The following is a 26,460-nucleotide window of genomic DNA, read 5'->3' on the forward strand; positions in this document are numbered from 1 at the left end:
GATAATGAAGATTGAAGTCAATTTTATTCTCAGTTTAAGTGTAAGTTTTTGGGTATTAATCGCTAATAGTACTAATTCGTTTTCTGATATTGATAACGAAAAGTTTGTCAGTAAAAACGATAAAAGATACAATCACTTTTCTAAAGGTTCTTTTTATGCCAAAAATGGATTAAACACAGAGGCTATAAAAGAGTTAAACAAAGCATTACAGGAAACAATTACAAGCGATATACTTTCGGTTCGTATTAAAAATCAAGTCGGAAACGTATATTTTATCATGAAAAGCTTTGTAACGGCTGAAGAATATTTTCGGAAAGCTTTACAAGAATCGAAAGATTTAAAATACAAAAAAGGAGAAGCTAATTCATTAGCAAATATTGGAAGTGTTTATGAGAAAAAATCAGATTATTTAAAAGCATTAGAATATCAAGAAAAGAGTTTAAAAGTATTTTCAATAACTAAAGATAATCACGGAGTTGCTTCTGTAAAACTCAATATTGGTAGTATTTACGAAGATTTAAATCAGTTTGATAAAGCTTATGAATATTTTTTTGAAGCGTATCAGTTACTCGAGAATGAGAATTCTTATCAAGAAGTTGATGTTTTAAACAATCTAGGTGACGTTTTTCGAAAAAGAGGAAAAGTATTAGAAGCTATAGAGTTTTACAATAAAGGTTTGGTTTTAGCTATTCAATTAGATAATAGTGAGTTGTTAGAATCAGCATATAAAGATCTCTCAAAATCATTTTCTGAAATAGAAAACTTTGAAAAAGCTTATGCTTACCGAGTAAAATCCGAAGAATATAAAGAAATCACATTAACAAAACAGAAATCGAATCAGCTTAATATTTTACAAACAATTTACGAATCAGACCGAAAAGAAGCAGAAATAAAATTATTAAAAGAAACAAATAAAGTAAGTGAATCGAATCAAAAGCTACTCTTGGTAACACTTTTAAGTTCAGTGTTATTATTGAGTTTTTTCTTGTTTTTTTATTTAAAACGACAAAAATCTAAACAGAAATTACATGAATACAAACAAAGAGTTTTACAAGCTGAATTAGATAACAAAAGAATGATGGAAAAATCATTAAAAGACGATATTCAACTAAAAACAGCATCACTATCCAAATACAGTTTACAATTATCTGAGAAGAATAAAATGTTATCAGATGTTTCTTCTAATTTAAAGAAAATTACAAAAAGAGAGCACTTAGATTTTAAAAGGAATTTACAAACGTTAGCTAAAGAAATTGATTTTAGATTAAAACAAGAAGATGAGTGGTTAGACTTTAATAATCTGTTTTCAGAAATACATCCAAACTTCAGCAAAAAAATAACAGAAATAGCCACGAATAAATTATCATCTTCAGAAATAAAATTGGCGATGTTATTACGCTTAAATATTTCCTCAAAAGAGATTGCAACAATTCTAAGAGTAACTCCAGATAGTGTTCGAGTAGCAAGACATCGGTTACGTAAAAAATTACCTATTCAATCGAAAGAAGATTTAGTAAATTTCATGTTATCTGTGTAGATATTTCCATAATATTTCCCAAGTGTAAATTTAACCTTAATGTTGCCTGTTTGTTTCCTGTGTTTTTACAGTTTGTTGCCTTAAAAAAAACGATAAAAAATCAATAAACATCTAGTTTTGAGCGGAACAAAACTATATAAAAATGAAACAGTCGAACTTTATTAAACTACTATTTGTAACGCTTGTTTGTATGCTATTTCATGCTAAAATGCATGCACAAGCTGGAACTGTAAATGGGATAATTACAGATGAAAATGGTATTTATGTTCCTGGGGCAAATATTTACATTGAAAACACAAAAAAAGGAGCTGTATCTGATTTTGATGGTCGTTTTACTTTGCTAAATGTTCCTTCAGGAGAACAAAAATTAATCGTTACTTTTTTAAGTTATCAAAAGATTGAAAAAGCGATTAAAATTACACCAAATCAAACCACGTTTGTAAAAATTAAAATGACTCCAAACACAACGGTTTTAGATGAGGTAACAATTTCTACAGCTATCGGAGGAGAAGCCAAAGCAATTAACAAACAAAAGTCGAATATTAATATTACGAATGTAATTTCTACAGATCAAATCGGTAAGTTTCCTGATACAAATATTGGAGATGCAATAAAAAGAGTGCCAGGAATTACGATGCAAGTAGATCAAGGTGAAGCAAGAAATATTATTGTTAGAGGTTTATCTCCACAATTAAACTCGGTTACTTTAAACGGAAGTAGAATTCCTTCGGCAGAAGGTGATAACAGAAATATTCAAATGGATTTAATTCCATCGGATATGATTCAAACTATTGAAGTTAACAAAGCCGTTACACCAGATATGGACGGAGATGCTTTAGGTGGTTCGGTAAATTTAGTAACGAGAACTGCACCGCAAAACTTTAGATTATCGGCTACTGCAGGTTCTGGAATTAATTTCATTAACAACAAGAGAATTTTAAATGGTTCTTTTTTAGTTGGTGATAGAACAGCAGATAAAAAGTTTGGATGGATGGTTTCTGCTTCTGTCAACGATACAGATTTTGCGTCTCATAATGTTGAAGCAGAATGGGACAACGAGTTCGAATATGATGCTGGAGAAGTTGATGTTAATCCGTATACAAAAGAAACCCAAATAAGAACATATTTAGTACAAAGAATTAGAAGAAGTATTGCTGCTAATCTCGATTTTCAATTAGATAATGAAAATAGTTTATACTTCAAGTCGATGTACAATTGGAGAGACGATCGTGAAAATCGTTTACGTTTAAAACAAGAAATTTTAGATGGAGACGATATAAGTGCAGGACAGTTTGTAGTTACGCCAAACAACGATTTAGTACAATTTCCAGTAGAAGTTTCTAGAGAAACTAAAGGAGGAATTGATAATAATAGAAATCAAAACAGACGTTTAGAAGATCAACGTATGCAAAATTACTCTTTAGGAGGAAATCATTTATTAGGAAACATAAAAGCAGATTGGTTGTTTTCTTATGCTGAAGCTTCTGAAGAACGTTTGAATGAAAGGTATGCAAGTTTTCAAAGTGAATACATAATTACTAATGATAATTCTAATCCGAGATTTCCAATTTTTACTCCAGTAAATTCAGCTGATGCGAACAATTTAAGCAATTTCGAATACGACGAAATCACAGAAGAAAATCAATTTACAAACGAACAAGACTTCAATATGTTTGTGAATTTTGAAATGCCTTTGCATCTTTTTAATAGTGATGACGGAACATTTAAATTCGGAGCTAGAACTCGTTTAAAAGAAAAGAAAAGAGATAACGACTTTTTTGAGTACGATTTAGAAGGAATTTTCCCAACATTAAGTTTAGCTCCAGTAAAAGATTATACAAACTCAGATTTTTTAGCAGGTAGCCAGTATCAAGCAGGGAATTATGCTTCAGAAGTTTGGTTAGGAAATTTAGATTTAAATCCCAGCGATGGAGAATTGGTTTTTGATGAGTTTTTAGGTGAGAATTTTAATGTAAGAGAAGATGTGTATGCAGCTTACGCGATGACACAGCAAAAGTTTTTAGATAAGTTTACGGTGTTAGCAGGAGTTAGAGTTGAACATACAAAAACAAACGCAACTGGAAATATCGTGAATTTTGATACAGATGGTGATTTTGAAAGTTTTCAGCCTGTAACAGATGCTGGATCGTACACAAACTTTTTACCAGCGGTTCATCTTAAATACAATTTCAATCCAAATGCAGTAATCAGATTTGCGTATACAAATACAATTGCTCGTCCGAATTATGTAGAGTTGGTTCCTTTCAGAAATATTATTCGTGAAGATGATGCAATTCAATTAGGAAATCCAGATTTAGAGCCAGCAAAATCAATGAATTTAGATTTAACTGCTGAGTATTACTTTACCAACATCGGATTAATTTCTGTTGGTGCGTTTTATAAAGATATCGAAGATTTCTCTTACGTTTCTTTTTCTGAAGCTACCGATAATAGTTTAGGGGCAAATACTCAAGGTTTCACAGTTTTTACTCCAAGAAACGGAGATAATGCTACTGTTCTAGGAGCTGAAGTAGCTGTTCAAAAAAAGTTAAACTTCTTACCTGGTTTTGCAAGAAACTTTAGCGTGTATGCAAACTATACATTCTTAACTTCTAAAGCAAACGGAGTAAACGATAGAAGCGATGATTTAGAGTTGCCAAATACAGCACCAAATATGTTTAACGGATCTTTAGGTTACGATGATGGTAAATTAACAGCTCGTATTTCCGCTAATTTTTCAGATGCTTATGTAGATGAATTTGGAGGTAATGAATTCGAAGACAGATATTATGATCAACAGTTCTTTTTAGATTTTAATATCGGATATGCAATAACGAAAAATCTTCGTTTGTATGCAGATTTTACCAACTTAACAGATCAGCCATTACGTTTTTATCAAGGTGCAGTAGATAGAACAATGCAAGTAGAATTTTATGGTAGACGTTTAACTTTTGGATTAAAATATGATGTATTTAAAAAATAAAAACAATCTTATAAATAATATGATTTTTTTCTTCGCAGGATTTCTTTTGATTTCCTGTGAAGTTAACAACAAGATTGAAAAAATAACTCCAGACATTATTACAGAGAAAACTGCAAATGATGCAGATGATCCAGCAATTTGGATTAACAAAAATGATCCATCAAAAAGTATTGTTTTTGGAACAGATAAAGCATCAGAAGGAGCAGTTTATGCCTTCAATTTAGAAGGAAAGATTATAAAAGAGAAGTCAATATTTAATATCGCAAGACCTAATAATGTTGATATTTCTTACGATTTTGTATTAAGTGATAGTACAAAAACAGATATTATAGTTTTTACTGAACGTGAAAAAGAGCAAATCCGTTTATTTTCTGTGCCAGATATGAAACCCTTAGATAATGGCGGATTTAAAGTTTTTGAAGATGAAAAAGAACAATCGCTAAGATTACCAATGGGAATTGCATTATACAAATCGTCAATTTCTAATAAAACATATGCTATCGTTGGTAGAAAATCTGGACCAAAACAAAAGTATTTATATCAATATGAATTGATTTCCGATAGTACTACAGTTAAGGCTAAATTAGTTCGAAAGTTTGGTGATTTTAGTGGAAAAAAAGAAATAGAAGCTATAGCTGTTGATGCCGAATTAGGATATGTGTATTATTCTGATGAACAGCATTGTATTAGAAAATATTACGCAGATCCTGAAAAAGGAGATAAAGAAATTTCTTGTTTTGGAGGTGATTATTTCAAAGAAGATATTGAAGGAATAGCAATTGCTAGAACTCAAGGATACCAAGGGTTTATTATTGTTTCCGATCAGCAAAGAGGAACGTTTAATGTTTTCGATAGAAATACAAATGATTTTATAAAAGCCGTTAATCTTTCTACTTTAGAAACTGATGGTTGTGAGGTAACTACTGTTTCGTTGGGAAGTAAGTATCCGAATGGATTATTTGTAGCCATGAATGATGAAAGTAACTTTTTCTTTTACGACTTAAGTAGGCTTTCGTTATCTAATGTAGAGTAATGATTTTGAATCTTTTTTGAAGAATACTAATGTCTTACATTTCTTAAAAATGACCAATATATTTTGTTTTGTTTAATTTTTTTATAAATTTGCTAAACAGAATGGTTTATATAAGAAAAAATAATTAACATATTGTTTAAATCAATCGAAAAATATGTGTATATGTCAAAGATATATATACATTTGTTGCCCCAAGTTTCTTTATCAGAAAAATAATGTCCTTTTTTTGAAAGATTCCATTCGTAAAAACGACAGAAATTTGGAGACGATTTATTTATTCAAACCGCATATGTAGTTTGACAGAACATTATAATTATTGAATAGTTATGACATTAATAGAAAAAGCATTAGAGTTTGAGAACCGAAAATTTAAATTCGTAACTACCAGCGATAGAATTTTAGCTTCAAGAGAAGCAAAAGCTCTTATTTTAGAAATAAATGAAGAGTACAAGAAAAGTAAAGATGGTGAGCTAATGGATTTAATGAAAAGGTTAACCGTTGTTAAGCAAAGAATTGAAAAAAGGCTTAAAGGGAAACCTCTAACTGCATAAGAATTTAAATGAAAAGCTGTTGATAATAATTAACAGCTTTTTTTATACACAAAATTTACGTTTTTATATATGAAAATTTATCGTCTTCACAAGAAACAAAACTTACCAATTAGTATAGATAAGGCATGGGAGTTCTTATCGAGCCCTAAAAACTTAAAAATAATTACTCCAGATTATATGTGGTTTAATATTTTATCTGGTGCAGATCGACCTATGTATCCAGGACAAATTATCCAGTATATTGTTACTCCGATCTTAGGAATTAAAACAAAATGGGTAACTGAAATTACACATGTTCAAGACAAGAAATATTTTGTCGATGAACAACGTTTTGGTCCTTATGCATTATGGCATCATAAACACTTTATTCATGAAATTGAAGGTGGAGTAGAGATGGAAGATATTATAGATTATAAAATTCCATTAGGAATTTTAGGTCAAATGGTTCATCCGTTTTTAGTGAAACCTAAATTAGAAGAGATTTTTAGTTATCGTCAGAAAAAATTAATTGAACTTTTTGGAGAGTATAATGGATAGTATTTCAATTTTTTGGTTTAGAAGAGATTTAAGACTAGATGATAATAAAGGTTTTTTCGAAGCTCTGAATAGTGGAAATAAAGTTGTACCAATATTTATTTTTGATAAAAATATTTTAGATAAACTTCCGAAGAAAGATACTCGGTTAGATTTTATTCATTCGAGAATTACTCACATTCATCATAAACTTCAAGAAAAAGGAGGAAATCTACTAACTTTTTATAGTACACCAGAAGAGGCCTTTGAAAAATTAAGTCAGCAATTTGAAATAGATACGGTTTTTACAAATAAAGATTATGAACCGTATGCAAGAGAACGTGATCGTAATATTGAAGCTTTTTTATCATCAAAGAATATAGGGTTTAAATCATTTAAAGATCATGTGATTTTTGAAGAGAAAGAAGTTGTTAAAGATGATGGAAATCCATATAAAGTATACACACCATATTCTAAAAAATGGTTAGCGAAATTTTCAACCATTGATTTTAATTTTTACCCATCTGAAGCACATTTAGATCAAATATTTACTTCAGAAAGTAAAGCTATTCATTCAATGTCTGATTTAGGTTTTGAACCTTCAGGAATTGAAATTCCTGATTACGATGTAAGTCAGCAAATTATAGATGAATACGAAGCAAAACGAAATTTTCCAGCTGTAAAAGGAACTTCAAAATTAGGATTACATCTGCGATTCGGAAGTTATTCAACAAGAAAAGCTGTACAAGAAGCTCGCAAGAGCGATAATATTACGTTTCTAAAAGAATTAATTTGGCGAGAGTTTTTCATCCAAATTCTTTGGCATTATCCGCATACAGTAGATCAAGCATTCAAACCTCAATACGATAGAATTGAGTGGAGAAATAATGAAGATGATTTTAAACGTTGGTGTGAAGGAAAAACAGGATATCCATTAGTTGATGCTGGTATGCGTGAATTGAACGCTACAGGTTTTATGCATAATAGAGTGCGTATGTTGGTGGGTAGTTTTTTATGTAAACATTTACTAATTGATTGGAGATGGGGAGAAGCTTATTTTGCAGAAAAACTTCTAGATTTTGAGCTAGCAAGTAATGTTGGAAATTGGCAATGGGTTGCAGGTTGTGGAGTAGATGCAGCGCCATATTTCAGAATTTTTAATCCAACGACGCAGATTAAAAAGTTCGATAAAGATTTGCAGTACATCAAAAAATGGGTTCCAGAATTTCAAGAATTGACTTACGCTAAAGAAATAGTAGATCATAAATTTGCAAGAGAACGTTGTTTAACAACTTATAAAAGTGCGTTAGCCGTTGATTCTTAACGAGTAATTAATAATTAGTGCGCTTGTTTTGTGTAACTTTAAAGCAATTAACAAGTAAATTAAATTATTATGACCACACAAGAAGTTGCAAATCAATGGGCACAAATGTGCAGAGAAGGAAAGAACCTAGAATGCATTACTGAATTATATGCAGAAAATGTAGTAAGCAAAGAAATGCCAGGAGTACCATACGGAGAAGTTGTTTCTGGAAAACAAGAAGTTTTTGAAAAGAGCAAACAATGGTTAGATAACGTTGTTGAATTCCATTCTTCTGAAATTTCTGATCCAGTAGTAGCACATAATCATTTCACTTCAAAAATGGCTTTCGATGTTACTTTTAAAGATCGAGGAAGACAACAAATGGAAGAGGTTTGTGTATTTGAAGTACAAGAAGGAAAAATTACAAACGAACAGTTTTTCTACTCGATGTAATCATCAAAATAAATAAAATAATAAAAAGGTATTGTATGTTTTTACAATGCCTTTTTTGTTAAAAAAATCTTTCTTATTTAAAAGTTGTTTGAAATCTAACTATCAGTAAATTAACTTTTAAGAATTCATTAGAAGTTTCGCTTTTTTTCTATATTAAGCATTGTAAGGTAATTAGTTAATGTTTTTCCTCCTATGTCAAATATTATCTAACAGCTGCTATTCTTCTTGCAGTAACTCCCAGAAAAGGATAATAAGTATACTCTTTTCTTAACCTAAAGTAATTAACTAAAAAACCCTATAAAATGAAAACAATCCGAACAATTTGTCTCGCTGTATTATTATGCAGTACACTTTTGGTATCTCATGTTTTTTATGCACAAGAAACCAATGAAATGTTTTATGCAACTATGCAAACTCGAGACGCACAAGGATTAAAAATTAACCATCCTAAAGAAATTAAGATTATACATTCTCTTAATGGTTTTAGTGCAGTATTGTTAAGTCATAATGCTGCTGAAGAATTACATCATAAAGTTTTAGTTCATGGTCCAGGTTTTATTTTTGAACCTTCAAGAGAAAGTGCTTTAGCAGCAATCAATTCAGCAAATAAAATTGCATCTAAAGTTTCTTCAAATAACAGTTTAGTTTCTTTTTCTATTACTCAAGAGCCTTTAGTAAGGCAGAGTTTAGATTTAGTCAATAACTTAAACATAGCAAACCATATTCAAGAATTAGAAGCTTATGGAACTAGGTATCACACAACGAATAGTGCAACTCAATCTGTTTTAGATTTAAAAACAAAATGGGAAAATATGGCTTCTGGTAGAAGTGATGTATCTGTAAGAATTGTAAATCATACAAGTACGAATATGCCTTCTGTAGTTATGACTATCACAGGAACTGAAGCTCCTGAAGAATTTGTAATTATTGGTGGACATATAGATTCTACAGCAAGAGGAAATAATAATAATGCTCCTGGTGCCGATGATAATGCTTCTGGAATTGCAACATTTACTGAAGCAGCGAGAGTATTATTTGAAATGAATTTTAAACCAAAAAGAACGATTGAGTTTATGGCTTTTGCTGCTGAAGAAGTTGGGCTAAGAGGTTCTAGAGAAATTGCTGAAGATTACAGACAGCGTAATGTAAACGTAGTAAGTTATATGCAACTGGATATGACTAATTATAAAGGTTCTACTAATGATATTTATATTTCTACAGATTCTTATAACGATGATACGCTGAATAATTTCCTAATTCAACTTATGGATTTTTATAATGCATCTGGAACACATAAATTAACTTATGGAACTTCACAATGTAACTACGGATGTTCAGATCACTACAGTTGGGCACAAGAAGGTTATAATGTGGCTTTTCCTTTTGAAGCTAGTTTTAATCAAAGTAATCCTAATATTCATACTTCTCAAGATACTTTTGATAGATCTCCTACGCCTAATGCTACACATGCAGCTAAGTTTGCTAAGTTGGCTTTAGAGTATTTAATTGAAATTTCAAACGGAATAAATTCATCTCCACCTGTAGGATGTTCACAAACTGTAAATTCTTTTCCTTATGAAGAAGGTTTTGAAAATTCTTTAGGTTTTTGGACAGATGATACAAACGATAATTTAAACTTCACAAGAAATTCTGGAGGAACACCGTCTAATAATACTGGACCTACTGGAGCTGCATCAGGGAATTTTTATGTTTATGTTGAAGCTTCAGGTAACGGAACTGGTTTTCCTGATAAGAAAGCAATTTTAAATTCACCTTGTTTTGATTTTAGTCAGTTAAGTACACCACAACTAAGTTTTCAATATCATATGTTAGGAAGTGCAATAGCTTCTTTAGAGGTTGAAGCAAAATTGAATAGCGAAACTACTTGGAATACAATTTTTATTAAAAATGGAGCTCAAGGAAACAACTGGGAAACAGCAACAGTGGATTTAGGAACTTATGCAAATACTGCAGATGTTCAAATTCGTTATGTTATTGCTACTGGTTCAGGAAATGAAGGTTGGCAAAGTGATATTGCTATCGATGAAATTTCAATTGCAAATAATACAACACCACCACCGCCTGCTTGTGAACCGTTAAGTTTTAATGATTACACAATAACTTCTTTTTCAAACCAAGATTCTGACGGTACATTTAGTGTCACCAATGCAGGAAATTCATTAAGCTTAACGAATAACACTTGGAAATATATTGATTATAATTATACTGTTACAGCTAATACGGTTATTGAATTTGAGTTTAGCAGTTCTTCACAAGGAGAGATTCACGGAATTGGTTTTGAAGATGATAATAGTTTAACATCAACAAGGTATTTTAAAGTTCACGGAACTCAAAATTATGGTGTTACAAATTATGATAATTATGGAAGTGGAACTCAAACTTATGTTATTCCAGTAGGAAGTTTTTATACAGGAAATATGGATCGATTAGTATTTGTAAATGATAACGATGCAGGATCTGGAAATACTTCTGTATTTAGTAATGTGAAAATTTACGAAGGTTCATGTAACAATTCTACTGTAAATCGAGTTTCTTCAGCTTCAATAGCACCAGTAATTGGAACCGATAAAGAAGGAATTTTACATTCAGTAGTAGTGAGTCCTAATCCAAGTACAAATTTTTTCTTTATCAATACTCAAAAAAGTTCAGTTGCTTACGAAATCTATGCATCTATGTACGATATAACAGGTAAGGTGGTAACTAAAATGAAATTAAGTACAGGTGAAAATAAAATATCAGTAAAGAAACATAAATTAAATACAGGAGTATATTTAATAAAAATAGAAACAGAAGGAGAAGACCAAGTAATTAAAAAAATTATTATTAATTAATATTTCAAACTTAGTTGATCTTCAGTATAAGAGGCTATTGATTTAGCCTCTTTTTTTATATTTGTTTTAGAATTAATTCGGGATGTAGCTTAGTCCGGTTAAAGTGCTGGTCTGGGGGACCAGAGATCGAAGGTTCGAATCCTTTCATCCCGATTTTAATTGCTACTTCTGTAAAATAATTAGTAATTTACTATCAATAAATTTTGAATTGTTATGCGCTTTCTTAAATACATTGCTGTTTTTTTATTAGGTTTTTTAATCGCCAAATTGTGGTACGATAGGAAAGAACAAAAACATCAGAAAGAAGAAATTAAAGTGATGTTAGCTGGAGTTAAAAATCTAAGCAAGTTAGTGGTTTCTGAAGGAACATATTCTGAGATGTATAGCTTTTCGGATACTAAAAAGTACTTTTTTGATTATGTTGAATTTCAGAAAAAAGCAATGTTATCTGTAAATGCAAAAGTCGAAGTAGGTTACGATTTATCGAAATTAGATATACAAATAGATAGTGTTGCCAAACAGATTGTAATTAATAAAATTCCTCAAGAAGAGATTAATATTTCACCAGATATTAAATATTTCGATTTACAACAAAGTAAGTTTAATACATTTTCAAACGAGGAACTAAATAAACTGAGTGATAAAGCTGTAGCAATGATAAAAGAAACCATTGAGTTTACTACACAAAAAAAAGAGGCTAAAACACGCTTATTTGAAGAATTATCTAAAATCTATCAGTTGTCAAGAATATACAATTGGGCTGTAGTTGATAACACAAATACGTTTAAAGAAATACCGTTGTTAGATTGATTTTCTTTTTGATCATTTTTCTGAAATAAAAAAAAAGATAAAATTCAGGAATTAATATTCTTTTCAATAAAGTCAAGTATTTTACTTGTTGCGCCAATATTATTTTGAATGTATTCGTTATTGATGTTCCCCATGGTTACACGAACATTTATATCATTTTTCAATTGACTAAAGATATTGGAGAAATCAGTTTTGTTAAGTATCGTTTTTGCTCCACCTAATGCTATTAAATCCTTAGCTTCTTGAAATTTTTCATGTTTAATTCCTCCAAAAATCACAGGAATACCAAATGTAGCAGGTTCTAAAATATTATGAAGTCCTGTTGCTAAACCACCACCAACATAAGCAGCATTTGCATACGAATATATTTTAGTGAGCAATCCTATATTATCAATAATAAGAACTTTGTAATCTGTTAAATTCACATTATTTCTTTCAGAATACAGAATAGTTTTCTCTAGAATGCTATTTCGTAATTCTTCTATTTTATTTTTATTGATGTTATGCGGAGCAATAATAAATTTCTCTTCCTTATTTGAGTTGTTATTAATGTAATTAACAATACATTCTTCATCCTCTTTCCAAGTACTTCCAGTGACAACAGTATAGGTGTTGTTTTTAAATACTTCTATGGGTTCTATAGTGTTATTTTGTTTTAAAATTTCAGAAACGCGATCGAATCTCGTATCACCAGAAATAATAACATTATCTAATTTAATACTGTTTAGTAAGTTTTTAGAAATTTCATTTTGAACAAAAAAGAATGAGAATGTTTGTAAGAATTTACGCATCCACTGTCCGTAAGATTTAAAAAATAGTTGATCTTTTCTAAAAATTCCAGAGACTAGTATCGTTTTGGTGTTAGACTTATTTAATGCGCCAAGTAAGTTTGGCCAAAACTCATATTTTACAATAATTGCTAATTCTGGATGAACTAATTTTATAAATCGATTTACATTTTTTTTCGTATCGAAAGGTAAATAACAAACAACATCTGCAAGATCATAGTTTTTTCGAATTTCATATCCTGAAGGGGAGAAGAAAGTAACTACAATTTTATGATTTGGATAATTAATTTTTAGCTTTTCAATTATTGGTCTCGCTTGTTCAAACTCACCTAAAGAAGCTGCATGAATCCAGAACACACGATCACTAGATGAAATCGCAGTTAGTTTTTTAAAAGTTTCTTTGCGCCCACTAACAAAAAACTCTAGTTTTTTATTGAAAAGGCTTATAACCTGTATTATAAAATACGCAATATGTATTAGGATATTATAAAAGAAACTCATGCATCAAAAATATAAAAAGGCTAATTATAATTAGCCTTTTAACACGTCAAAAAATATTTCTTGAGTTATTTTATAGCTTTTAAAAGCAAAGAACATTTCGCAATGTAGCCATAATCTGAGCTCTTACTATTTTTAGCAGCTTTTAAACATTTTTCTGCTCCAGCTTTAGCGATATCTTTTTGATTCAATTTTAAAGCTAATTCCGACTTATAATACGTGTACCAAAATGCTTGAGGTCTTAATTCTTCTGCTTTTGCAAACCAAGCTAAGGCTTGTTTTAAATCTTTGTTTTTTTGATAGTAAAATTGAGCAGCATCGAAATATGTTTGCGGACTCACTTTACCTTCAGCATTAGTTATTTTAGAAGTAATTTGTTCTTCTATAATACGATCTGAATTTACTGTAACTGGGATTTTAATGATAGTATATTCCCATGCGATTACCATAGTTGCACCATCAATTGTAAAATCTTCAAAGCTTATAGCAAGAGTTTCTCGTAATTGCTTTGAAGTTGTTACAGGTATTTTAAAATGAATAACATCATTTTCTTTGTTATATCCTGCACTTCCCCATAAGTTACTTTTATTATTGAATATGATTGTCCATTCTTTCTTTCCCGGAATAGAGTATAAACCATAAGTCCCAGCAGGAAGTTTTAAACCATTAATGGTAATTTCTTGATCTGTCGTGAATTTTGTTGAAGCATTAGCACCAGTTCTCCATAATCTATTATACGGAATTAAAGAACCAAAAATTGTTCTTCCTTTCACACTTGGTTGACCATATTGTAAATCAATAGTTGCTAATCCTACTTTTTGTTTTGAGGTAATTTTCGGACTTAAACTTGGTTGAGCAATTTGAGCCGTTACCGCTACAATACTTAACAAAAATAGAAGTATGGTTGTTTTGATTTTCATAAGATAAGTTTGTTTTATAATGAAGTAGACGAGAAAACTAGAATTAATTACAAATAGCCATAAATAAAAAAGACTGCCTATTTAGACAGTCTTTTTGAGTTTATTTAATTTCGAAATCTTCCATGAATTTCGTAGTGTAATTACCAGCTACGTAATCTGGATGATCCATTAATTGTCTGTGGAAAGGAATAGTAGTTTTAATTCCTTCGATGATATACTCATCTAAAGCACGCTTCATTTTGTTAATTGCCTCTTCACGAGTTTGTGCAGTTACAATTAATTTAGCGATCATAGAATCATAGTTTGGCGGAATTGTATATCCAGCATAAGCATGCGTATCAATACGAACTCCGTGTCCACCTGGCTCATGGTAAGAAGTGATCTTTCCAGGAGAAGGTCTAAAGTTCTTGTGAGGATCTTCAGCGTTAATTCTACATTCTATAGAGTGTAATTGAGGTGTATAGTTTTTACCAGAAATTGGCACACCAGCAGCCACTAAGATTTGCTCACGAATTAAATCATAATCAACAACTTCTTCAGTAATTGGATGCTCTACCTGAATACGAGTATTCATCTCCATAAAGTAGAAGTTACGGTGCTTATCTACTAAGAATTCAACCGTACCAGCTCCTTCGTATTTAATATACTCAGCAGCTTTAACAGCAGCTTCTCCCATTGCATCTCTTAATTCATCAGTCATGAATGGAGAAGGAGTTTCTTCTGTTAATTTTTGGTGACGACGTTGTACTGAACAATCTCTTTCAGATAAGTGACAAGCTTTACCAAATGAATCACCAACAATTTGAATTTCAATGTGTCTTGGTTCTTCAATTAATTTTTCCATGTACATTCCGTCGTTTCCGAAAGAAGCTTTTGCTTCCATACGAGCAGAATCCCAAGCTGGTTTTAAATCTTCTTTGTTCCAAACAGCGCGCATACCTTTTCCACCACCACCGGCAGTAGCTTTAAGCATTACAGGGAATCCCATGTCAACTGCTATTTTCTCAGCTTCTTCGTAAGAATCTAAAATTCCTTCAGAACCTGGAATACAAGGTACACCAGCAGCAATCATCGTTGCTTTAGCTGTTGCTTTATCTCCCATTTTAGAGATCATTTCTTCAGAAGCACCGATAAATTTAATATCATGTTCTTCACAAAGTTTAGAAAACTTCGCATTTTCAGAAAGGAATCCATATCCTGGGTGTATTGCATCTGCATTAGTGATTTCAGCAGCAGCAATAATTCTATCCATTTTTAAGTAAGATTCGTTACTTGGTGCAGGACCAATACAAACTGCTTCATCAGCAAATCTTACGTGTAAACTCTCTGCATCTGCTTTAGAGTATACAGCAACGGTTTTTATGCCCATTTCTTTACAGGTACGAATTACACGTAGTGCAATTTCACCTCTATTGGCAATTAATATCTTTTTAAACATAATTGTAATAGTTTATAAATAGCTCAATCGATTAAGCTATACGATAAATTAAGATGGGTCAACTAAGAATAAAGGTTGATCGAATTCAACAGGAGTTGAATCATCTACTAATACTTTTACGATTTTTCCTGAAATCTCAGATTCAATCTCGTTGAAAAGTTTCATTGCTTCAATGATACAAACAGTATCTCCGGCTTTAATCTCATCACCAACTTCAACAAAAACAGGCTTGTCTGGAGATGGTTTACGGTATAAAGTACCAATGATTGGTGATTTTATAGCTACGTATTTAGAATCGTCATCTGATTTAGCAGGAGCAGCCGGTGTAGCAGCTTCAGCAACTTGTTGTTGTACTACTGGAGGTGCAGCAACAACTTGTGGTGCAGCAGCAATAGGGGCAGCAGCTTGAATAATTTTTGTTTCTGGTGCATCTGATCCAGTCTTGATAGTGATTTTTACATCATCCATCTCTAGTTTTACTTCACTAGCACCAGATTTCGCTACGAACTTAATAAGATTTTGAATTTCTTTAATGTCCATTGTCTATAATTTTAGTTGATTGTGTCTATTTATTATACGCCCATTTTAGGTAAATGGCTCCCCAAGTGAAACCACCACCAAATGCAGCAAAAATTAAATTATCACCTTTTTTAAGTTCTTTTTCATAGTCTGCAAGTAATAATGGTAAAGTTGCAGATGTAGTGTTACCATATCTGTGAATATTCATCATTACTTTTTCTTCAGCTAAACCAATTCTGTTGGCTGTAGCTTCAATAATTCTTTTATTAGCTTGATGAGGTACTAACCAGTTTACTGTTTCTTTAGTAAGGTTATTACGCTCTAATATTTTTTCTGAAACATCTGCCATGTTAGAAACTGCAAATTTGAATACAGTTCTTCCTTCTTGATGTACATAATGTTGTCTGTTCTTAATTGTATCTTCAGAAGTTGGTAAGATAGAACCTCCAGCATCAATCTTTAAGAATTCTCTTCCTATTCCATCACTTCTTAAATACTCATCTTGAAAACCTAAACCTTCTTCATTTGGTTCGAATAAAGCTGCACCAGCTCCATCACCAAAAATAATACAAGTAGCCCTGTCTGTATAATCAATAATTGAAGACATTTTATCTGCACCTATTAATAATACCTTTTTATAACGTCCAGATTCTATATAACTAGAAGCTGTAGACATACCATATAAAAAGCTAGAACATGCTGCTTGTAAATCGTAAGCAAATGCATTAACAGCACCAATCTTAGTAGCAGTGTAAACAGCTGTAGAAGCAACTAACATATCTGGTGTAGCTGTAGCTACAATAACTAAGTCAATTTCTTTTGGATTGATATTGTTTCGGGTAATTAAATCTTCAGCAGCTTTAATGGCTAAGTAAGAAGTACCTTCGCCTTCTTCTTTTAAGATTCTTCGTTCTTTGATACCAGTTCTACTAGTTATCCATTCATCGTTGGTCTCTACCATTGTTTCTAACTCTTGGTTGGTTAGAATATAGTCAGGAACATATTTTCCTACTGCTGTAATTGCTGCAGTTATTTTAGCCATGTTTGTTACTTCTAGTAAATTTAGTTTTCAAAAGTAGTGATTTTTTTTTCACTTGAAAACGAAAAAAACGTCAAAAACTTTCGTTTTTGACGTTAAATATGTTAAACTACATAAACTTCTAAGAAGTTATAATGTATTAAGCTTCAGCTTCAGTACTATCAATTACTACTTGACCACGGTAATATAACTTACCTTCGTGCCAGTGAGCTCTGTGATATAAATGTGCTTCTCCAGTAGTAGGATCAACAGCTATCTGAGGCATAGTAGCTTTATAGTGAGTTCTTCTCTTATCTCTTCTAGTTTTTGATATTTTTCTCTTAGGATGTGCCATTTCTATGTGTTTTTTCCTGTTAGTAAATCTTTTAACTTATCCCACCTCGGGTCGGTTGCTTCATCTTCAACCGATTTTTCTTTATTAATTTCTAATTCCTTTAACTTCTCTAAAGTTTCAGATTTCATTGTTCCGTTAAGTACATCTGGATGCACTCTTTTTTTAGGAACAGATAGAATGATTAATTCGTAAATGTATTGTGCAATGTTTAATTGGTATTCTTCAAAAGGAATTATTAAAATTTCTTCATTGTCATCATTAAATTCTTGACCGAACTTAACAATTAACTTGAACTCTCCTTCAATTTCTTGGTCAAATGGTTCGCTTGTAAGATCACAAGGAACATTTACATGTCCATTAACAGAGAATAAAATTTCGAATAATGTACTTTTTTTTACAAACTCAACATCAACTTTTACATTAGTTGCATTAAATTCTTCGTACTGAAATTCTTCAAAGAACGTGTTTTCAATTTGGTATTGAAATTGGTGGCTGCCTTCCTTAAGTCCGACAAAAGGAATAGTATATTGTTTTAAACCTTTCATTTACAATATCAATTTGAGGGCGCAAATATAATAAAATATTTTTTTAAAAAAGAAGAATTAATACTATTTTGATTTTAATGTATTAGACTCTAATTCAATATTTTCTTTTCTGTTTCGATAAATTTTCAAAGAACTAAATAAAGCTTCTTTGAAAGATTCAACGTTTGCTTTGTTTTTTCCTGCGATATCAAAGCCTGTTCCGTGGTCTGGTGATGTTCTAATTTTATCAAGTCCAGCAGTGAAATTTACACCGTTTCCAAAAGAAAGTGCTTTAAACGGAGCTAAACCTTGGTCGTGATACATTGCTAAAACACCATCGAATTGCTCATAAGTCTTAGATCCGAAGAAACCATCAGCAGCGTAAGGTCCGAAAACTAACTTACCTGTTTCTTTAATTTCTGCTACTGTAGGCCTAATAATTTCATCATCTTCTTTACCCATTACACCTTTATCACCACAATGAGGATTTAATCCTAAAACTGCAATCTTAGGTTTATTAATGTTAAAATCTCTTTTAAGTGATTTATGCATTATCTCAACCTTCTTCTTAATTAGTTCTGGAGTGATAAGTTCTGAAATTTGTGATACTGGTACATGACCAGTAATAAGTCCTATCCTTAAATCACCACACATTAGTATCATTAAACTTTCACCTTCGAGTTCATTTTCTAAAAATTCTGTGTGTCCAGGGAAATTAAATTCTTTAGACTGTATATTTTCTTTATTGATAGGAGCTGTTAACAATACATTAATATCTTCATTTTTTAAAGCTTTTACAGCTTCCGCTAAAGATTTTAATGCATATTTACCTCCGTCTGGTGTTGTTTTACCGATGTCAACTTTTACATCTTCTTTCCAAATGTTTAGTAAATTAATTTTACCGTGAACTATTTTATCGAAAGATTGAATACCGTGGATGCTGTTGTTTAAGTTTAAAGCTTTCTTATGAAAAGAAATTACTTTATTAGAACCAAAAATTACAGGAGTACAAAATTCTAACATTCTCTTATCCTCAAATGTTTTAAGAATGATTTCTATACCGATACTGTTAATATCTCCAATAGATATACCAACAATAATTTTATTTGTTTTTTCCATATTTAGAATCCGGATGTTGTATTTTTGATATCAACAAAAGTAACTAAATTTTAAGGAATGTTTACAGGTATAATAGAAACACTTGGTAGTGTTACAGAATTGGTAAAAGAGCAAGAAAATATACACTTAACTTTAAAAAGTACGATTACTGGAGAGTTAAAAATCGATCAAAGTGTTGCGCATAATGGAGTTTGTTTAACTGTAGTTGCTATTGATAATGATGAATATGTAGTTACAGCAATTAAAGAAACTATAGATAAGAGTAATATAGGAGATTTAAAAATTGGTGATGAAGTTAATCTTGAACGTGCCATGAAATTGGGAGATAGATTAGATGGACATATAGTTCAAGGTCATGTTGATCAAACAGGTGTTTGTACAAATATTCAAGATCAAGAAGGAAGTACTTTATTTACTTTTAAGTACGATACTGAAATGAATAATATTACTATTGAAAAAGGTTCGGTAACTGTAAACGGAGTAAGTTTAACTGTAGTGAATTCAAAAGAAAATGAATTTAGCGTGGCTATTATTCCTTATACACTAGAGCATACAGTTTTTAAACACTTTGAAGTTGGAACAAAAGTAAATTTAGAGTTTGATGTAATTGGTAAATATGTAACAAGATTACAGAGTTTACACAAATAAAAAAACTAATAAATAAAGGCTACTTACTAGCCTTTATTTGTTTTATAAATTGTGATAACAAGCGATCTGCCAAATCTGTGTAAGCAAAAACCCATCCACAAGGTCCATAATCCCATGCACCTTTTACTTCTTTTAATTGCTTTTTGTTTAATACTTTTCCTAAGTCTGCAAATAATTGAACTTTAATAATAAATAGTAATAGTAGAAAAACAAAAAAGAGCAATGTAAACATTGCCCTTTAGTACTACATGAGTTGTTTTATTTCATAGAAATAAACAACTTATTTATTATTTTAGAATGGATTTGTATTATATACGCAGTAGTTTCCATTTAGAGCTGGAGTCCAATCTACGCACAAACATGCTGTCCCATCAAAAGAAATAGCTTCTCTACAACCTAGACCTCCGTTTATTTGTCTTTGTTGTTGCTTGTCTAAAGCAATGCCGATATTTGAAATTGATTTTTTCATAATAATTAAGATTTTAATTGATTAATTTTTATTTAGATTCCGAAACAAGTAACGCTTACTAAAACTCTAGATTTACAAGCATTAGGTAAAGCGTTATATTGTTCACAAGTTCCGCAAGAAAAATTAAAAGGACCTTGAAAAGCACCATAACAAATAGGAGTAGAAGGGCAATTTGCATTTCCACCATGAATATTTTTTTGTTCTGATTTACTTAGGTTTTTTCCAATATTTAAGATTGATTTTTTCATGATTTTGAGTTTTTAATTTTAAATAGGGAAGCAAAAAACGCTCACTTTAACACGTATCCTACATTCATAAGGTAGGTCATGATATTGCGCGCAAGTTCCACAACTAGAGCTATCAATTCCGTCAAAATACCCAAAACAAGTTGGTGTAGGGAAACAACGAACATCGCTACCTCCATTAATATTTTTTTGAGTGTTTTTATCTAGGCTTTTACCTAAGTTTAAAATTGTTTTTTTCATAATAAAGATTTAATTAAAGTTTTCTATTGTTGGAAACAACTTACACCTACTTTAACTCTCATTTTACATTCTTGAGGTAAAAGGTGGTATTGTTCGCAAGTTCCACATGGAGTAGGTACTCCTGAAACCCCATAACATGTTGGAGAAGACGGACAATTTGAAAACATACCTCCATTAATGTTTTTTTGAGTTTTCTTATTTAAAGATTTTCCTAGAAATAAAATTGATTTTTTCATGTTTTTTAATTTTTAGAAAGGAAAGTTTCCACTACGACAAGAACCATAATTTTCGCAACGATACATTGGATCGTTTCCTAAAAATGGATAGTTACTTAACCAAAATCCTTGAGTTCTAGTGCAACAGAACTGGTATGGTGTAGGAATAAATCCTCCATGAACTTCTTTTTGTTGAGCCTTATTTAAAGTTACTCCTAATTTTAAGATTGAATTTTTCATAATTTTTAAAGTTTTTAGATTTTTTAATACACAATTCCTCCACCGTTTGGAGTACAAGAAACATCTTCACAATCCCATCTTGGTCTAAAACCATATTCGGCTATCCAAGCACTTACGGGTATTGGTAAACAACAAAAATTATATTCAGTAGGAGCTGGAAAGCCACCACTTCCTTTAACTTCTTTTTGAGCTTTTTTATTTAAAACTGTACCTAAGTTTAAGATTGATTTCTTCATGTTTTTAAGTTTTAGTAAACAATATCTCCAGCTGGTTCACATACATATCCTTCACAGGTATAATTAGGTCTGTAGCCATATTCAGCTATCCAAGCACTAACAGGAAATGGAAGACAACAGAAATTATATTCTGTTGGCGCAGGAAATAATCTTATCCTCCCGCCTAAAATTTCTTTTTGAGATTGTTTGTTTAATGCTTTTCCAATATTTAAGATTGATTTTTTCATAATTTTTTGTGTTTTAATAATTAGTCATAAAAGCATCCGAAGTCTATTTGAGGACAAGTCTCTGCTCCAGGATAATTATGTAATTGATTGCAAGGAATACATAAAGGATCGTTGTCGGCAAAGCAAAAATTTTGGTTTGCATAATAATAACAATTGTCGCCACCTTTAATAAACTGTTGTTGATTTTTGTTTAATTGTTTTCCTAAGTTTAAGATTGATTTTTTCATTTGTATAGTTTAACAAAGAGGAGTTATAAAACTCCTCATTTGTTTGTTGAATATTGTATTAATAGTTTACCCAACCACCGCGTCCATCGCATACACCAGGACAGTGTGGAGGTCCGCATTTTATTGTTGTAGTTGCTGTTGGGCAGGCTTCAGCGCAAGTTCTTATTCTAATTAAGTCAATTCCCCCATTAACTTTTGTTTGCTCAGCTTTATTTAAAGCTTTACCGATGTTTAAGATTGATTTTTTCATAATCTAAAGATTTAAAAATTGATTAAATCCTTGAACATTTAAAGACACTCAAGGTTTGTGTCTGATCTTCGCGAAAAAATTGTTCAAAAAAGTCAAGACTTTTAATTAATGAACAATACTGTTGTGTGTTTTAATACAGTTAAAAGACTGTATCTAAGTTTTTGTAGTTAGATTAACTACAAGGAATTTCGAAATAAATTCCACGAACACATATGTTATCTGAGTTACAGATGTATCCATAAGACAAGTTACTTGGAAATGTTAAAAAACAGTCGCAATCGCTACTGCATCGGTTTACAGATAAACCACCACTTCCTTTAATCTCTTTTTGCTCAGTTTTAGCTAAAACTTTACCAAGTTCTAAGATTGATTTTTTCATAATAATGAAAGATTTAAAAAATGATTAAATCCTTGAACATTTAAAGACACTCAAGGTGTATGTCTATTCTTTGCGAGAGAATTGTTCAAAAAAGCAATTGCTTTACGAACGATATTTTGATTAAAGCTTAAAAACAAGCACATAAATCTGTAGTACCGTATTGACCAGGATAAGTATTAGCAATTATACCTCCGGTTTCACCACAATGTTGTGGAGTACAACAGATACGATCTCCAGTGTTTACTAAACATCTAAATTTAATTAGAGTTCTTCCACCAGTGATTTCTTGTTGTGTTGTTTTATGTAAAGCCTTACCTAAACTTAAAATTGATTTTTTCATGATATTTAATTCTTTAAATATTAAAATTGACAAGCTCCATGAGTAGGTAAAACACACATAAAGTTACAGCAGATATGATCTGGTACTCCACAGAAGAATCCAAATCTTGTTCTACATAATCCATATTCATCAGGATCGTTAAAACTACCTGTGATATTTTTTAATTCGTTACTTGAAAGTTTTTTACCTAAGTTTAAGATTGATTTTTTCATGATAATTTTTGTTTAAATATTTAGATACACACTGGTCTTGAAGAAAAACTATAACGGCAGTTTCTTGTTCCGCCTGGTCTACAACAATGTAATGCAGGGTCGCAACAAATAATTAATGATAATCTACCACCATTGATTTCTCTTTGTTCGGTTTTATTTAAAGCCTTACCAACGTTTAAAATTGATTTCTTCATAATGTTTTGATTTTAAAAGGTTAATTAAAAAGTGTAGTGTTTTAACTTTAAAACAGTAATAGTTGAAAAGCTAAATTTCTTCATTTACGAATTGCATCAAATAGTCGAGTGACTCAAATTTTATAAATATGAGGTATACGAAAATTTAAAAGCAATTTTAACAACAGTATAGACAGTAAGTTCTCTAAAAAAGACGTTGAATAGTTACTTTTTTAAGTAAGGGATATACTCTAGTATATCCTGTATTTTAAAACAAAGTGTTTAACAAACACTAGAACAATTGTCGAAGCAAATACCGAGTTCCATTCTATCTCTAGAATTGGCTACGCAATTGTCGTAACATTCATAACATGATGTTCCACCATGAATTCTTTTTTGTTGAATTTTGGAAATAGGAGTGCCAAAATTTAGGATCGATTTTGTCATAATCGAAAGATTTAAGGTTAATTAAATCCTTGTTTGTTTTAAGACATCAAGGTTTATGTCTATTCTTCGCGAAAATTTATTTTATAGCTTTTTTAAGTTGATAAAAGAATCGTTCTATCAACCTAAGATCTTCAGTAATTATATCTGCACTACCTTGCATTTCTTGTCTAAATTCCAATTGTTTTTGGTATGTAGTTTTTAAGTTTTCAGGTAGTTCAACATCAATTATATAATTTCCTTCTTGATCTGGTACAAATGATATGTGTTTTACTTTTCCATTAAGTTCACCAAATTCATCTGAAGGATAATTTAATAACTTGATTTGTACTTTTTGTCCTAATTTTATTTTACCAGAATTGGCAATCGGAGCTTTAATTTTTCCGATAAAATCTTTTGAGTTCTCTGGTATAATTGTAAATATTAAATCACCTGCTTTTACAGTTTGATTTTCACTCCAAAAAGAAAGGAAAGAAACTTTTCCACTCATAGAAGTTGTTAAAGCATAACTGTTTTCCCAATCACTTATTGCTTTCTTTAATAATAAGAAAGATTGTTTAGCTCTTTTTTGAAGCCCTCTATCGTTTTGAGTTTGTTTTATAGTGGTGTCGTCTAAATTTTGAGATGAACTATTAATTAATTCTCTAATCTGTAAAATAGATGCTTCCATCGATTTGTCGTTTCTTACAGCTTGTATATATTGAATCTCTCTTTGTTCCATCTCTTTAGCAGAGATTACACCTTTTTCAAAAACTTTCTTACTTCGTTCAAAATCTGTTTTTTTATACTCAAGTTCTTTCTCACTTAATTTTTTTTGATAAAGCATATTTTGTAGCCTTCTGCGAGCTTCAATTACACTCATCTTATTTGCCATCACTTGAGATTGAAATGGTGCTAGTTCTTTGTTTAATTGGTAGCTTTGATAGTCATTTTCAAATTGAGAATAGCTTGAGTTTATGTCACCCAAGATTAATGGAGGAATATCATCTATAGGAAAAGTGAATTCTTCATTGTTAATCGTAATTGTATCAACTATACTCTTTAAAAAAAGTACATTTTTATACGATGCACTGTTTTCTATTACAGCAATAATTTCATCTTTTTCTACTTCACTTCCTTCGTTTGCTAATAATACCTCAAACTGACCAGAAGCTTTTGCATAAATTTTTTCTGGTGGAATTGCTGTAGTAACCATTACTTGAGTGGTAATTACATCTGGGTATTTAACGAACCAAGAAATAAAAAGTAATATTAAAATTAATACTAAGATTAACATATTACCATACCTAATCATCCAACTTGGAACTTTGTTAAGTATTTCTTGAACTTCTTCGCTTCTAATCTCTATGTCTTGACTATTCTGTGGCATCTATTTGAAAAAGTAAGGGGAAATGTTTCCCCTCACTATTTTTATGAGTTAATTTTAAATATAAATAAAGAAAATTCATAGCTTTTTATGTCGAATGAATGTTTCTTTATTTTGTTTACAATACTGATCCTACTCTAACTTTAAAACCAGATTCTCCAGATTCTGTTATGCAAGAAACACAACGACCATCATTAGGGTTGGCTCCATATCCTAAAACAGAACTAAGTGCAGCTAAACAAGAACTTTGTTCAGCGTAACATCTGCTTTCTAAAAAGCTCCCTGTTACAGAAGAACCTTTTATGTTCAAAAGTTCTTTTTTGTTAAGAACTTTACCTATGTTTAAAATAGAATTTTTCATAATGTTTTATTAGTAAGCTTGAACACAACAATTTCTGAAACAGAAAGTTGGGCCGTTAGGTATAATTGTGTTTACACATTGGTTACAAGAGCTAACTGGGTATTGTGCAAATCCAGAACAAGTAGATCCAAAACCTCCACCGTTAATATTTTGTTGTGCTTTTCTATCTAAAGCTTTTCCTATGTTTAAAATTGATTTTTTCATGTTTTTTTAATTAAAATAATTGATGTTGTCCTAGCACAAAGGATGTGTAGGGTTTAGTAAGCAAAAAGAAGTTAAATCTATTGGAGGTCCAATCGGTGAAGGACCAATAGGATTTTCAATTTCAATTTCTCTACAATCGAAGTTTCCACATATTGGATGACTCCATCTACCAGTACTGTAATTACATGTACAAGCTGGTAATTGTATATCGCTACTACCTTTTATATTAATTTGTTCTTGTTTATTAAGAACTTTACCTAAATCTATAATTGATTTTTTCATTCTATCTGATTAACAGTTTCCGATACAGATGTTAAATACACAAGTGTAACAAATTACAGAGCCTACTGGGCAACCTGTATTTTCACAACTTGGACAATCTGAATCAACGTTACAAGAGCTTATACCAACCCCACCACTTATTTTTTTCTGCTGAGATTTGTTTATTGCTTTTCCTAGATTTAAAATTGATTTTCTCATGATTTGGATATTTTAGAATCCTCCTGAGAATCCTCCTCCGTCTTCACAGCTAACATGAGTAAATAAACCACATTCTCTAGCGTTTACATAGTCATCAATACGACCGCATGGTTGACATCCTGGAAGAGGTCCAAAACAAAGATTGTATTGACGATAATATGCACATTGGAAAGGTTCTCCACCTGTAACCTTTTTTTGTTCAGCTTTGTTTAAAGCTTTACCTACATTTAAGATTGATTTTTTCATAATTATATAGATTTTAAAAAAATAAATCCCTGAACATTTAAAGA

38 protein-coding genes and 1 tRNA gene are annotated in these 26,460 nt (G+C 31.0%); 11 read left to right on the forward strand and 28 right to left on the reverse strand.

The genetic code is table 11. The features are described from left to right. Window positions 1-4: 4 nt before the first annotated feature. The 10 genes from Q1A15_RS09390 (at window position 5) to Q1A15_RS09435 (ending at window position 12,035) form a co-directional block, all read left to right on the forward strand. Entirely contained in the window at window positions 5-1,537 is a 1,533-nt protein-coding gene (locus Q1A15_RS09390; RefSeq protein WP_299622326.1) for a tetratricopeptide repeat protein, read from the forward strand. A gap of 142 nt (window positions 1,538-1,679) precedes the next feature. Continuing rightward, window positions 1,680-4,520, forward strand: a complete 2,841-nt coding sequence (locus tag Q1A15_RS09395) for a TonB-dependent receptor (protein ID WP_299622329.1) — start codon at window positions 1,680-1,682, stop codon at window positions 4,518-4,520. 19 nt (window positions 4,521-4,539) lie between these two features. Beyond that, entirely contained in the window at window positions 4,540-5,553 is a 1,014-nt protein-coding gene (locus Q1A15_RS09400; protein WP_299622332.1) for a phytase, read from the forward strand. A gap of 326 nt (window positions 5,554-5,879) precedes the next feature. Then, the gene (locus Q1A15_RS09405; RefSeq protein ID WP_075343776.1) at window positions 5,880-6,104 is read left to right on the forward strand and encodes a hypothetical protein; all 225 of its coding nucleotides are present in this window, start codon (window positions 5,880-5,882) and stop codon (window positions 6,102-6,104) included. A 69-nt stretch (window positions 6,105-6,173) separates the two neighbouring features. After that, on the forward strand, window positions 6,174-6,641 hold the full coding sequence (locus Q1A15_RS09410; protein WP_299622350.1) for an SRPBCC family protein: 468 nt from the start codon (window positions 6,174-6,176) through the stop codon (window positions 6,639-6,641). After that, window positions 6,631-7,941: a deoxyribodipyrimidine photo-lyase gene (locus Q1A15_RS09415; protein ID WP_299624045.1), complete on the forward strand. Its 1,311-nt coding sequence runs from the start codon at window positions 6,631-6,633 to the stop codon at window positions 7,939-7,941. Before Q1A15_RS09410 ends, Q1A15_RS09415 begins: the two co-directional genes overlap by 11 nt. Window positions 7,942-8,010: 69 nt before the next feature. Continuing rightward, window positions 8,011-8,373, forward strand: a complete 363-nt coding sequence (locus Q1A15_RS09420) for a nuclear transport factor 2 family protein (protein ID WP_299622353.1) — start codon at window positions 8,011-8,013, stop codon at window positions 8,371-8,373. A 302-nt stretch (window positions 8,374-8,675) separates the two neighbouring features. Then, the gene (locus Q1A15_RS09425) at window positions 8,676-11,225 is read left to right on the forward strand and encodes a M20/M25/M40 family metallo-hydrolase (RefSeq protein ID WP_299622356.1); all 2,550 of its coding nucleotides are present in this window, start codon (window positions 8,676-8,678) and stop codon (window positions 11,223-11,225) included. Window positions 11,226-11,303: 78 nt separating this feature from the next. After that, window positions 11,304-11,378, forward strand: a tRNA-Pro gene (locus Q1A15_RS09430). 60 nt (window positions 11,379-11,438) lie between these two features. After that, on the forward strand, window positions 11,439-12,035 hold the full coding sequence (locus Q1A15_RS09435; protein WP_299622359.1) for a DUF4230 domain-containing protein: 597 nt from the start codon (window positions 11,439-11,441) through the stop codon (window positions 12,033-12,035). Window positions 12,036-12,079: 44 nt separating this feature from the next. On the opposite strand, the gene Q1A15_RS09440 is transcribed toward Q1A15_RS09435, so the two are convergent. From Q1A15_RS09440 to pdxA, 8 genes are all read right to left on the reverse strand, one after another. Next, complete coding sequence (locus Q1A15_RS09440; RefSeq protein ID WP_299622364.1) at window positions 12,080-13,324, reverse strand: glycosyltransferase N-terminal domain-containing protein; 1,245 nt, start codon at window positions 13,322-13,324, stop codon at window positions 12,080-12,082. 65 nt (window positions 13,325-13,389) lie between these two features. Further along, window positions 13,390-14,241: a DUF2911 domain-containing protein gene (locus Q1A15_RS09445; protein WP_299622367.1), complete on the reverse strand. Its 852-nt coding sequence runs from the start codon at window positions 14,239-14,241 to the stop codon at window positions 13,390-13,392. Window positions 14,242-14,341: 100 nt separating this feature from the next. Continuing rightward, window positions 14,342-15,679, reverse strand: coding sequence for an acetyl-CoA carboxylase biotin carboxylase subunit (gene accC / locus Q1A15_RS09450; protein ID WP_299622370.1), 1,338 nt, complete (start codon window positions 15,677-15,679; stop codon window positions 14,342-14,344). A gap of 48 nt (window positions 15,680-15,727) precedes the next feature. After that, entirely contained in the window at window positions 15,728-16,219 is a 492-nt protein-coding gene (gene accB / locus Q1A15_RS09455; protein ID WP_299622406.1) for an acetyl-CoA carboxylase biotin carboxyl carrier protein, read from the reverse strand. Window positions 16,220-16,244: 25 nt separating this feature from the next. Beyond that, complete coding sequence (locus Q1A15_RS09460; RefSeq protein ID WP_299622410.1) at window positions 16,245-17,240, reverse strand: beta-ketoacyl-ACP synthase III; 996 nt, start codon at window positions 17,238-17,240, stop codon at window positions 16,245-16,247. 136 nt (window positions 17,241-17,376) lie between these two features. After that, window positions 17,377-17,571 carry a 50S ribosomal protein L32 gene (rpmF, locus tag Q1A15_RS09465; protein ID WP_095069128.1) on the reverse strand — a complete coding sequence of 65 codons (195 nt, stop codon included), beginning with the start codon at window positions 17,569-17,571 and terminating at the stop codon, window positions 17,377-17,379. 2 nt (window positions 17,572-17,573) lie between these two features. Then, complete coding sequence (locus Q1A15_RS09470; RefSeq protein ID WP_299622420.1) at window positions 17,574-18,116, reverse strand: DUF177 domain-containing protein; 543 nt, start codon at window positions 18,114-18,116, stop codon at window positions 17,574-17,576. 63 nt (window positions 18,117-18,179) lie between these two features. Beyond that, on the reverse strand, window positions 18,180-19,214 hold the full coding sequence (gene pdxA, locus Q1A15_RS09475) for a 4-hydroxythreonine-4-phosphate dehydrogenase PdxA (RefSeq protein WP_299622423.1): 1,035 nt from the start codon (window positions 19,212-19,214) through the stop codon (window positions 18,180-18,182). A gap of 57 nt (window positions 19,215-19,271) precedes the next feature. On the opposite strand from pdxA, the gene Q1A15_RS09480 reads away from it, so the two are divergent. After that, window positions 19,272-19,862, forward strand: coding sequence for a riboflavin synthase (locus tag Q1A15_RS09480; RefSeq protein WP_299622426.1), 591 nt, complete (start codon window positions 19,272-19,274; stop codon window positions 19,860-19,862). Between the two features lie 19 nt (window positions 19,863-19,881). Here Q1A15_RS09480 and Q1A15_RS09485 read toward each other — a convergent pair whose 3' ends face one another. The 20 genes from Q1A15_RS09485 to Q1A15_RS09580 form a co-directional block, all read right to left on the reverse strand. After that, complete coding sequence (locus Q1A15_RS09485) at window positions 19,882-20,094, reverse strand: hypothetical protein (protein ID WP_299622429.1); 213 nt, start codon at window positions 20,092-20,094, stop codon at window positions 19,882-19,884. A gap of 60 nt (window positions 20,095-20,154) precedes the next feature. After that, a complete protein-coding gene (locus Q1A15_RS09490) occupies window positions 20,155-20,331 on the reverse strand; it encodes a hypothetical protein (RefSeq protein ID WP_299622432.1) in 177 nt (58 codons plus the stop codon). Window positions 20,332-20,363: 32 nt separating this feature from the next. Then, window positions 20,364-20,579, reverse strand: coding sequence for a hypothetical protein (locus Q1A15_RS09495; protein WP_299622435.1), 216 nt, complete (start codon window positions 20,577-20,579; stop codon window positions 20,364-20,366). Window positions 20,580-20,597: 18 nt separating this feature from the next. Then, the gene (locus Q1A15_RS09500; protein WP_299622438.1) at window positions 20,598-20,816 is read right to left on the reverse strand and encodes a hypothetical protein; all 219 of its coding nucleotides are present in this window, start codon (window positions 20,814-20,816) and stop codon (window positions 20,598-20,600) included. 23 nt (window positions 20,817-20,839) lie between these two features. Further along, the gene (locus Q1A15_RS09505; protein ID WP_299622441.1) at window positions 20,840-21,052 is read right to left on the reverse strand and encodes a hypothetical protein; all 213 of its coding nucleotides are present in this window, start codon (window positions 21,050-21,052) and stop codon (window positions 20,840-20,842) included. A gap of 12 nt (window positions 21,053-21,064) precedes the next feature. Then, complete coding sequence (locus tag Q1A15_RS09510) at window positions 21,065-21,271, reverse strand: hypothetical protein (RefSeq protein WP_299622444.1); 207 nt, start codon at window positions 21,269-21,271, stop codon at window positions 21,065-21,067. A 23-nt stretch (window positions 21,272-21,294) separates the two neighbouring features. Further along, the gene (locus Q1A15_RS09515; RefSeq protein WP_299622447.1) at window positions 21,295-21,507 is read right to left on the reverse strand and encodes a hypothetical protein; all 213 of its coding nucleotides are present in this window, start codon (window positions 21,505-21,507) and stop codon (window positions 21,295-21,297) included. Between the two features lie 11 nt (window positions 21,508-21,518). After that, on the reverse strand, window positions 21,519-21,734 hold the full coding sequence (locus tag Q1A15_RS09520) for a hypothetical protein (RefSeq protein ID WP_299622450.1): 216 nt from the start codon (window positions 21,732-21,734) through the stop codon (window positions 21,519-21,521). A gap of 20 nt (window positions 21,735-21,754) precedes the next feature. After that, entirely contained in the window at window positions 21,755-21,961 is a 207-nt protein-coding gene (locus Q1A15_RS09525; protein ID WP_299622453.1) for a hypothetical protein, read from the reverse strand. Between the two features lie 58 nt (window positions 21,962-22,019). Further along, window positions 22,020-22,211: a hypothetical protein gene (locus Q1A15_RS09530; RefSeq protein WP_299622456.1), complete on the reverse strand. Its 192-nt coding sequence runs from the start codon at window positions 22,209-22,211 to the stop codon at window positions 22,020-22,022. Between the two features lie 172 nt (window positions 22,212-22,383). Next, window positions 22,384-22,590, reverse strand: coding sequence for a hypothetical protein (locus tag Q1A15_RS09535; protein WP_299622459.1), 207 nt, complete (start codon window positions 22,588-22,590; stop codon window positions 22,384-22,386). A 127-nt stretch (window positions 22,591-22,717) separates the two neighbouring features. After that, window positions 22,718-22,930: a hypothetical protein gene (locus Q1A15_RS09540; RefSeq protein ID WP_299622462.1), complete on the reverse strand. Its 213-nt coding sequence runs from the start codon at window positions 22,928-22,930 to the stop codon at window positions 22,718-22,720. A gap of 20 nt (window positions 22,931-22,950) precedes the next feature. Continuing rightward, window positions 22,951-23,142, reverse strand: a complete 192-nt coding sequence (locus Q1A15_RS09545; protein WP_299622465.1) for a hypothetical protein — start codon at window positions 23,140-23,142, stop codon at window positions 22,951-22,953. Between the two features lie 20 nt (window positions 23,143-23,162). Beyond that, window positions 23,163-23,336, reverse strand: coding sequence for a hypothetical protein (locus tag Q1A15_RS09550; protein ID WP_299622468.1), 174 nt, complete (start codon window positions 23,334-23,336; stop codon window positions 23,163-23,165). A 261-nt stretch (window positions 23,337-23,597) separates the two neighbouring features. Next, a complete protein-coding gene (locus Q1A15_RS09555) occupies window positions 23,598-23,762 on the reverse strand; it encodes a hypothetical protein (protein WP_299622471.1) in 165 nt (54 codons plus the stop codon). 76 nt (window positions 23,763-23,838) lie between these two features. Beyond that, window positions 23,839-25,128, reverse strand: a complete 1,290-nt coding sequence (locus Q1A15_RS09560) for an HlyD family efflux transporter periplasmic adaptor subunit (RefSeq protein ID WP_299622474.1) — start codon at window positions 25,126-25,128, stop codon at window positions 23,839-23,841. Window positions 25,129-25,243: 115 nt separating this feature from the next. Continuing rightward, on the reverse strand, window positions 25,244-25,486 hold the full coding sequence (locus Q1A15_RS09565) for a hypothetical protein (RefSeq protein WP_299622477.1): 243 nt from the start codon (window positions 25,484-25,486) through the stop codon (window positions 25,244-25,246). A gap of 9 nt (window positions 25,487-25,495) precedes the next feature. Next, the gene (locus Q1A15_RS09570; RefSeq protein ID WP_299622480.1) at window positions 25,496-25,690 is read right to left on the reverse strand and encodes a hypothetical protein; all 195 of its coding nucleotides are present in this window, start codon (window positions 25,688-25,690) and stop codon (window positions 25,496-25,498) included. A 30-nt stretch (window positions 25,691-25,720) separates the two neighbouring features. After that, window positions 25,721-25,972, reverse strand: a complete 252-nt coding sequence (locus Q1A15_RS09575) for a hypothetical protein (RefSeq protein ID WP_299622483.1) — start codon at window positions 25,970-25,972, stop codon at window positions 25,721-25,723. 210 nt (window positions 25,973-26,182) lie between these two features. Continuing rightward, entirely contained in the window at window positions 26,183-26,416 is a 234-nt protein-coding gene (locus Q1A15_RS09580) for a hypothetical protein (RefSeq protein WP_299622486.1), read from the reverse strand. Window positions 26,417-26,460: the final 44 nt, after the last annotated feature.

The sequence above is a fragment of the uncultured Tenacibaculum sp. genome, assembly GCF_947495995.1.
Lineage (GTDB): Bacteria > Bacteroidota > Bacteroidia > Flavobacteriales > Flavobacteriaceae > Polaribacter.